The 7,616-nt window shown below is 74.7% G+C and carries 7 protein-coding genes; 1 reads left to right on the top strand and 6 read right to left on the bottom strand.

All coding sequences use genetic code 11. From position 1 onward, the window contains the following. Positions 1 to 8: 8 nt before the first annotated feature. From BIV23_RS32135 to BIV23_RS32110, 6 genes are all read right to left on the bottom strand, one after another. Entirely contained in the window at positions 9 to 581 is a 573-nt protein-coding gene (locus tag BIV23_RS32135) for a bifunctional DNA primase/polymerase (RefSeq protein ID WP_071384501.1), read from the bottom strand. A 168-nt stretch (positions 582 to 749) separates the two neighbouring features. Beyond that, entirely contained in the window at positions 750 to 1,118 is a 369-nt protein-coding gene (locus BIV23_RS32130) for a hypothetical protein (protein WP_071384500.1), read from the bottom strand. 587 nt (positions 1,119 to 1,705) lie between these two features. Further along, positions 1,706 to 3,061, bottom strand: coding sequence for an AAA domain-containing protein (locus BIV23_RS32125; RefSeq protein ID WP_071384499.1), 1,356 nt, complete (start codon positions 3,059 to 3,061; stop codon positions 1,706 to 1,708). Further along, positions 3,058 to 4,647, bottom strand: coding sequence for a hypothetical protein (locus BIV23_RS32120; protein ID WP_071384498.1), 1,590 nt, complete (start codon positions 4,645 to 4,647; stop codon positions 3,058 to 3,060). Before BIV23_RS32120 ends, BIV23_RS32125 begins: the two co-directional genes overlap by 4 nt. Further along, positions 4,638 to 5,933, bottom strand: a complete 1,296-nt coding sequence (locus tag BIV23_RS32115) for a hypothetical protein (RefSeq protein ID WP_425443545.1) — start codon at positions 5,931 to 5,933, stop codon at positions 4,638 to 4,640. The genes BIV23_RS32120 and BIV23_RS32115 overlap by 10 nt, the downstream gene beginning before the upstream one ends. After that, positions 5,830 to 6,771, bottom strand: a complete 942-nt coding sequence (locus BIV23_RS32110; RefSeq protein ID WP_071384497.1) for a phosphatase PAP2 family protein — start codon at positions 6,769 to 6,771, stop codon at positions 5,830 to 5,832. Before BIV23_RS32110 ends, BIV23_RS32115 begins: the two co-directional genes overlap by 104 nt. A gap of 246 nt (positions 6,772 to 7,017) precedes the next feature. Between BIV23_RS32110 and BIV23_RS32105 the strand changes: the two genes are divergently transcribed. Beyond that, on the top strand, positions 7,018 to 7,614 hold the full coding sequence (locus BIV23_RS32105) for a histidine phosphatase family protein (RefSeq protein WP_071384496.1): 597 nt from the start codon (positions 7,018 to 7,020) through the stop codon (positions 7,612 to 7,614). The last annotated feature ends 2 nt before the right edge of the window (positions 7,615 to 7,616 follow it).

Raw genomic sequence — 7,616 nt, 5'->3', positions numbered from 1 at the left:
CAACTGAGCTAGCGGCGCCTGCTGACGTCGTAGACCTTAGCATCCTGGTCGGCGGGAGGAAAAATCGATATCCGCACCGCAGCGCGGGCGGCCCGTACGGCCGCCCAGAGCACCACCTCGGGTCCCGGCAGCCACGGGCGCCGCTGGTCCGGCGCCACCAGCCAGCGCGACTCGCTCATGGCGGGGGCGTCGCCGTACGGGGCGGGGACGGTCACCGCGTCGCCGGTGCCGTGGCACAGCAGCGGCGGCACCGCCTGCGTACGGTGCGAGCCCCACTCCTCCCAGGCCAGCAGCGAGGGCAGCCGCTGGGCCGTGCCCGGGGTGGAGAACAGCAGCATGCGGCCCCGGAACATCGCGACCGGGCCCGAGCCCGGACCCTCGTCCCACAGCTGGTCCAGCATCCGGCGCCCGAAGACCGCGGGGGCGCTCACCACGTCGAAGGCGGTGCCGCAGGGCAGGACGACCGGGGCGTCGGGGTGCTCCTGCCAGCGGGCGAGCGTGCTCCGGGGATATGTCCCTGTCGAAGCGAGCCAGGCGACGCCGTCGGCGGTGACGCGGGTGACGTTCGGTGTGCTGCTCATACCCACCAGGTGTACCGGGGGTGATCGGGCCGTTCTTCTGAGTTGCCGAAAACCGGGACAACGGGGGTGGGAGAGGAGTATCTTGCCCGCCTGGCATATGCCAGGCGGGTTGACGTATCGCGTTGACGCACCGGGTTGACGGTGCCGGCGGTCACACGGGATCGGCGGTCACACGGGGTCGGGGGACGTCCGCCCCTCGCTGTCGCCCCGCAGCAGGTCCCGGCCGAACTCGACCATCCTCTTCGCGTAGTCCTCGGTCCACTCCGCGCGCTCGGCGATGTCGGCCGGGGTCAGCCGGTCGAAACGACGCGGGTCGGCGAGCTGGGCCGCCGCGACGGCCTGGAACTCCATCGCCCGGTCGGCGGCCGCGCGGAAGGCCTGGGTCAGCTCCGTCGCCCGGGCCAGCAGCGCCCGCGGATCCTCGATCGACTCCAGATCGAAGAAGTGCTCGGGATCGGCGGCCGCTTCCACGGGCTCGAAGAGCAGCGGCGCGGGGCGTAGCCGCGGTTCGTCACGACGCGGCGTGGGCTCCGCCATGTCTTGTCTCCTCCTCGTGCGGTTCGCTGGGCACCACCTTCAGGTGGGCCACCGTCCATTGTCCCGCGCCCCCGCAAGAGCCCCTCACGGGTGACCTACGGCCGCCGGCCGACCCGGTGCTCCGCCAGGTGGGCCAGGACCGCGTGGTTCGCCTCCCATCCGTCCGGGGCTGTAGCCGTTGGCCGCCTCCGGCGGCGTGCCGGACCCGGTCCGGCGGGTTGGACCCTGATCGTCTGCCGGACAGGCTCCGCAGTGGCGGTCAGGGATGCCAGACCACCCGGTGCTCCGCCAGGTGGGCCAGGACCGCGTGGTTCGCTTCCCATCCGTCCGGGGCTGTAGCCGTTGGCCGCCTGCGGCGGCGTGCCGGACCCGGTCCGGCGGGTTGGACCCTGATCGTCTGCCGGACAGGCTCCGCAGTGGCGGTCAGGGATGCCAGACCACCCGGTGTTCCGCCAGGTGGGCCAGGACCGCGTGGTTCGCCTCTCATCCGTCCGGGGCTGTAGCCGTTGGCCGCCTCCGGCGGCGTGCCGGACCCGGTCCGGCGGGTTGGACCCTGATCGTCTGCCGGACAGGCTCCGCAGTGGCGGTCAGGGATGCCAGACCACCCGGTGCTCGGCCAGGTGGGCCAGGACCGCGTGGTTCGCCTCCCATCCGTCCGGGAACTTCACCAGGGTGCCCAGCTGGACCGGTTCGGTGGAGGGGTAGTCGTCGAGGAGGTCGCCCACGCCGGCGCGGCAGACCACGATGCACGCGTGGCGGTGCCGGGAGGCGAGGACGCACAGGCGGCCGGTCTCCAGGTGGAACGCCGTGGCGTCGGGGCGGCCGGAGAGCGGGTGCAGGACGACCGTGACGTCGTACTCGCGGCCCTGGAGCCGGTTGGCCGTGTCGACCGTCACGCCCGCTGCGCCCAGCTCGGCGAGAGCCGCGCGGACCGCCGCCGCCTGGTCGCGGTGGGCCGTGCCGACGGCGACGCGGTCGGGGGTGAGGGGGGACGGGTCCGGGGAGCGCTCGGAGGTGGCCGCACCGCCGCGGTCCAGCAGGCGGCGGACCACCGCCGCCACCGCGCGCACCGCCTCCGGATCCGTGCGCGGAGTGTGCCGGGCGGGCAGCTCCAGCAGGCCCCAGCCGGAGTGCGCCGCCTCGTCGATGACCCGGTCCGGGCCGGAGCCGTCGGACGGGACGGCGAAGGCCAGGCGGCGCTCGCCGTGGTCCGTGCCGCTGCGGAACGGGGTGTACGGGTAGAACGCGTCCGAGACCAGCGGAGCCGCCGAGGCCGGGAGCCGCCAGGACACCGGCAGACGGTGCTGTGGCAGGGCCGGGTTGTGCGCCAGGAGCGTGCTGACGGCGGAGGCCGAGGGGTCGTACGACAGGCCCGCCCACTGGTCGCTGCCGACGATCGCGAACGGGTCCAGCTGGCCCGGGTCGCCCACGAACAGCGCCCGCTCGAACAGCCCGGCCACGGCCAGCAGCGAGTCCGAGCGCATCTGGTACGCCTCGTCCACGATCGCGTGCGGCCACGGCTCGTCCACCGTGACGTGCGCCCACTTCGCGGCCGTGGACAGCACGACGGGCAGCTCCCTCAGGTCGGCGGCCTTCGCCGAGGTGCGGACCCGGGGCAGCTCGTCCAGCGCCGGGTCGTACGCGTCCGCGTCGCTGCTGTGCAGGCGGCCGACGGGCAGCTCCGGGTTCTTCTCGGCGAGCCGCAGGACCAGGTCGTCCACCTGGGCGTTCGTCTGGGCCACCACCATCAACGGGCGCCCGGCGTCGGCCAGTTCGAGGGCCGCGCGGACCACCAGCGTGGACTTGCCGGCGCCGGGCGGGGAGTCCACGACCACGCCCCGCTCGGTGCCGTGCAGGGTGTCGCGCAGGATCGCGTCGGTGGCGCGGGCGGCAGCGGCTCCGGGGTCGAAACCGACCGCCGGCGCAGGATGCGCGGGACTCACAGGACGTCCTCCTCGGTCACGGCGTCAGGGGCCTCCGGCGTGGGCTCGCCCGGCGGGCCGCCGTGCGTCCACGGGGTCTCCTCCGGGTCGGGCAGCTTCGCGCCGCCGCGCTGCTCGTGCTCGAACAGCGTGAAGCAGATCCGGTCGCCCTTCTCCGGCACCGAACCGGGCTCCGGCTCCTTGCCGCGGCCCATCTTGTCCAGCACCCGCAGGACCAGCACTCCGCCGGCCTCCTGCCCGACCACCTCCGCCGACTGCGGTCTGCCGCCCAGCGAGCGGTACACCTTCGCCCGCTCGGCCGCCTGCGGCCGGTCGTCCGTGCGCACCGTCACCAGCGGGCGCGGGCTCGGCCGTTTTCCCTCGCTGTACGCCATGACGACATCGATCACCTCGCCCGCGAACGCCTCCCCGGCCAGCCGCCGCCCCGCCATCACCAGCGGGTCGTCCAACGCCTCCTGCGCTTCCAGCCGGGCCTGTTCACGCTCGCGCGTGGCCAGCTTGTTCGCCGCCGTCACCGCGTCGTCCCGGCGCGGCTGCGGGGGCTCGCCGGCCAGCACTCGGTCCCGGTGGCCCGTGAACGACCAGCGGTCCCGGGTCCAGCGCTCCTCGGCGTACGCGCCCTGCGGCAGCTCCCGCAGCAGGTCCAGGCCCCGCCACACCGCGTCCCAGGTCGGCCGGGTGCGGCTCGCCACCAGGTCGCGGATCTCCCGCTCGGCCGCCGTGAGCGCGGCCAGCCGGTCGTCGGCGGCCACGGCGTCCTCGGCGGCGGCGAGCGCGGCACGCGCGCGGTCGTAGCGCTCGATCGCCGGGGCCAGCAGCTTGTTGTCGAACGCCGGGTCGGTGGCCGGACCGGCGGGCGGGCAGAGCAACTGGCCGTCGGCGTCCCGGGCCAGCTCGGCCGCGCGCGCGGCCTCCGCGCCCGATGTGCCCTCGGGAGGATCGATCCAGGCGAGGAGCGCGCCCAGGTGCTGGTCCTCCAGGCTGGACTGGCCGGTGGCCCAGTGCCGCGAGAGTACGTCGGTGAGGGCGAGCAGCAGCGAGGAGCCGGGGACGCGGGCCCGCTCGCCGTAATGGGTCAGCCAGCGGCCCAGCAACGGGATGTGCGGCGGCGCCGGATGGGGCGCCTCCGGGTCCTGCTCGGCGGTACGCCGAAAGCGCGTCGAGCGGCCCAGCAGCCGGACGAGGTCCAGGCCCGCGCGGCTCGGCACGATCAGCTGGGGCGCGTCCGCGCACAGCTCGACCTCGACCTTGACCCGCTTGCCGGTCTCCGGGTCGGTCTCGGTGCGCTCGGCCGCCTCGACCGACTCCGCGTGGGCGTCGATGTACGGCAGGACGACGTCGGCCAGGTCGGCGAGGAAGCCGAAGCGCAGGTCGCGGTCGCGGGGCTGCGGCACGACCAGCAGGCGGGGCGCGTCCCGGTCGGTGCCGACCAGCGCGCCCAGCGGGGCGCCGGTCTCACCGGCGGTGGTGAGCGGCACGAACACCAGCGGGCGCGCGGACAGATGCCGGTGCCGGACGGTCGCGACGGCCTGGGCCCGGCCGCTGTCGACGGCCTCGAACCGGGCCAGAGTCGTGATCAGCGACACGCGGCCACCTCCTCCGACGCCCCAGCGCGCCCACCCGGCCCGCCCGCCCCCTCCACCGGTCCTGCGGTGTGCGTGCCTGGCGTGTCCGCCTCCTCCTCCGGTCCCGCGGTGCGCATGCCGGGAGCGGTCGCCAGTGCCTCGGCGCGCAGGGCGGCGGCGCGGCGCAGCGCCGCGATCGCCGGGTCGGCCGGGTCGCCCGCCTCGCCCCGGGCCGCCGCGAGGACGTCCTCGACCGTGGCCAGACCGCCCAGTTCGGCGCGCAGCGGGCGGCCGAGGCGGGTAACGGCGCCCGCCGCACGCGCGTGGTCCCGGCAGTGGAAGGCCAGCTCGCACGCGGACAGGCACTCCGGCGCGTACGTCGCCGGGACCGCCGCCACGGCCGCCGTCAGCTCCCCGGCACTGCGGTCGGGCGCGAAGCACGCGCCCTCGGGCAGGGCCTCGGCGATCTCCTCGATCCGGGTGAGCCGGGCCAGCTGGCGCGCGGTGACCGCGCGCTGCTTGCGTACGTCCACGGCCGATCCGGCCGCCAGGTTGGAGAAGTCCTTCGGGCACACCAGCAGCACCCGGTGGCGTACGACCGGGGTGGGGTCGAGTCGCCCGGCCACCTCCTCCAGGGCCAGCACGTACACCGCCGCCTGGCGGGCCGCCGCGCCAACCTTGGCGGGGTCCGCCGCGCCGTCCAGCATCGGGAAGGACTTGATCTCCACCACCGACCAGCTGCCGTCGGGGTGCACCACCACCGCGTCCGGCTCCAGGAAGGCGAGCGAACCCGCCACGTCCAGCGCCAGCATCGGATGGTCCAGCAGCGCCCAGCCACCCGCGCGCGTGGCCTCCCGCAGCGCCAGCGCCGTACGCGCCGTACGCCCCTCGGGGCCGTGCGCGGTCAGGTCGGGCACGGCGGCCCCCTCGGGCGGCACGGCGCCCGGGTCGAGACAGGCGTGTGCCAGGCGCAGCAACTCCGCGCCGCCGTCCGCCTTCACCCGTGCCTCGAACGCGTTGCCCCGCGTCAGCGCGAACTGCGACTGCCCGAAACCGGACGGCGCACCCAGCGCGCTCGCCAGCCGTGCCTTGTCCACCCCGGCGCCGTCCAGGATCGCCCGCCTGCGGCACCCGGGGTTCGCGGCGAGCGCCGCGAGGGCGCGTGCGTCCAGGGCCTTGGCCGGTACGTCGGGACCGCGCAGCTCAGCGAGCCGACGCCGCAGCCCCTTCGCCCTTGTCGCTGGGGGAGGTGTCGGGTTCGGCCCCGGCGTCGAGCCGAGACTCGCGCTGCCGTGGAATTCGCTCACCCGCGGAAGTCTGGCATCCGCCACTGACAATCGGGGAAACCGAGGCGTCGGAGACCGGTGTGAGACGCGGGAACAGGCGGGCCCGGAGCCGGTCCAGGACCCGCATCACCCACGGCGCCAGCAGGTGTCCGACACCCATCACGGCGACACCCGCGACCGCGTCCAGCAGGTAGTGGTTGGCGGTACCCATGACCACCAGCGCGGTGCCCAGCGGGTAGGCGACACCGAGGATCTTCGCCACGCGCGTGCCACTGTGCCGCCACAGCATCACCCCGCACCACAGCGCCCAGCCGACGTGCAGGCTCGGCATCGCCGCGTACTGGTTGGTCATCCCGCCCAGCCCGCGCGGCGCGCTGGCGTCGCCGCCCCACCAGCCGTAGGAGCTGTAGTGCGCCATGGTGTCCACGAAACCGTGCCCGGCGGCGAGCAGCCGCGGCGGGCAGGTCGGCAGCAGCGTGAAGCCGATCAGGCCGATGAACGTGGACGTCATCAGCCAGGTGCGGGCCCGCCGGTAGTGCTCGGAGCGGGCCCTGAACAGCCAGATCAGGATCGCGGGCGTGATCAGGTAGTGCAGCGAGGCGTACCAGAAGTCCGCCGGTACACCGAGCCAGGGCTCGCGCGTGAAGAGCCGGTTGAGCGGGTTCTCGGCGTTGATGTGCAGGGTTTTCTCGATGCGCAGGATCGCCAGGCCGTGGTCCACGGCGGAGGCGACGTCACCGCGCACGAGCAGGCGGCCCGCCGAGTAGCAGCCGTAGACCAGGACGATCAGCGGCAGCTCGGTCCACCAGCGCAACCGGGTGGGCGTCGCCGCCCCGGTGCTCGGTGCCTCGGTCGGCATCGTTCGCCCTCCCCCTTGTCGTGCTGTGCGGCCCGCGCCCCGCAGGGCGACCGTGCCACTTTACGGTGTTCGTCCATCGCCCGTGCGGGCGCTCCCTCTCCGCTCGAGAGGTGCTCGAGCGTTCGCCCGGGCGACGTGCCCGCGTGGGCACTCAGACCTCGAAGACGCCGAGATCGCCCGCTGGGTTGCCCCGGTACGGGGTGAGCGATGATGGAGGGGTTCCCTTCGCATCCGGAAAGGTCTCCCATGGCACCGCGCATCCTGCTGGCCCGGCACGGACAGACCGCATGGTCACTGTCCGGCAAACACACGGGCCGGACGGACGTACCGCTGCTGGAGGAGGGCCGGCGCGGCGCCAAGCTGCTCGGCGAGCGCCTGCACAGCGCCCCGCTGGACGGGCTGCCGGACGTCGAGGTGCGCACCAGCCCGCTGGCACGCGCGCGTGAGACGTGCGACCTGGCCGGCTTCGGCGACCGCGCCGCCGACTGGGACACGCTCATGGAGTGGGACTACGGCGCCTACGAGGGCCTGACCCCCGCCGAGATCCACGCCGGGCGGCCGGGCTGGCTGATCTGGCGGGACGGTGTCCCGGAAGGCGAGACCGTCGCGGAGGTCACCGCGCGCGCGGACGAGGTGGTCTCCTGGGCGCGCGCGGCCGACCGCGACGTCCTGGTCTTCGCCCACGGCCACATCCTGCGCTCCATAGGCGCCCGTTGGCTGGGCCTTCCGCTGTCCTTCGGCGCCCGGCTCCGGCTGAACCCGACGTCGCTGTCGGTCCTGGGCTGGGCGTACGGGGAGCCGGCCGTGCACAGCTGGAACGACGTGGGCCACCTGGCGTCCTGAGT

The organism is Streptomyces monashensis (assembly GCF_001866665.1).
Lineage (GTDB): Bacteria > Actinomycetota > Actinomycetes > Streptomycetales > Streptomycetaceae > Streptomyces > Streptomyces monashensis.
This window is presented reverse-complemented; position numbering and strand designations above follow the sequence as displayed.

Bases quoted from the DNA above. Each gene is read 5' to 3' on its own strand.
- BIV23_RS32110 (WP_071384497.1), bottom strand. From the start codon at position 6,771: ATGCCGACCGAGGCACCGAGCACCGGGGCGGCGACGCCCACCCGGTTG.
- BIV23_RS32130 (WP_071384500.1), bottom strand. From the start codon at position 1,118: ATGGCGGAGCCCACGCCGCGTCGTGACGAACCGCGGCTACGCCCCGCG.
- BIV23_RS32135 (WP_071384501.1), bottom strand. From the start codon at position 581: ATGAGCAGCACACCGAACGTCACCCGCGTCACCGCCGACGGCGTCGCC.
- BIV23_RS32105 (WP_071384496.1), top strand. From the start codon at position 7,018: ATGGCACCGCGCATCCTGCTGGCCCGGCACGGACAGACCGCATGGTCA.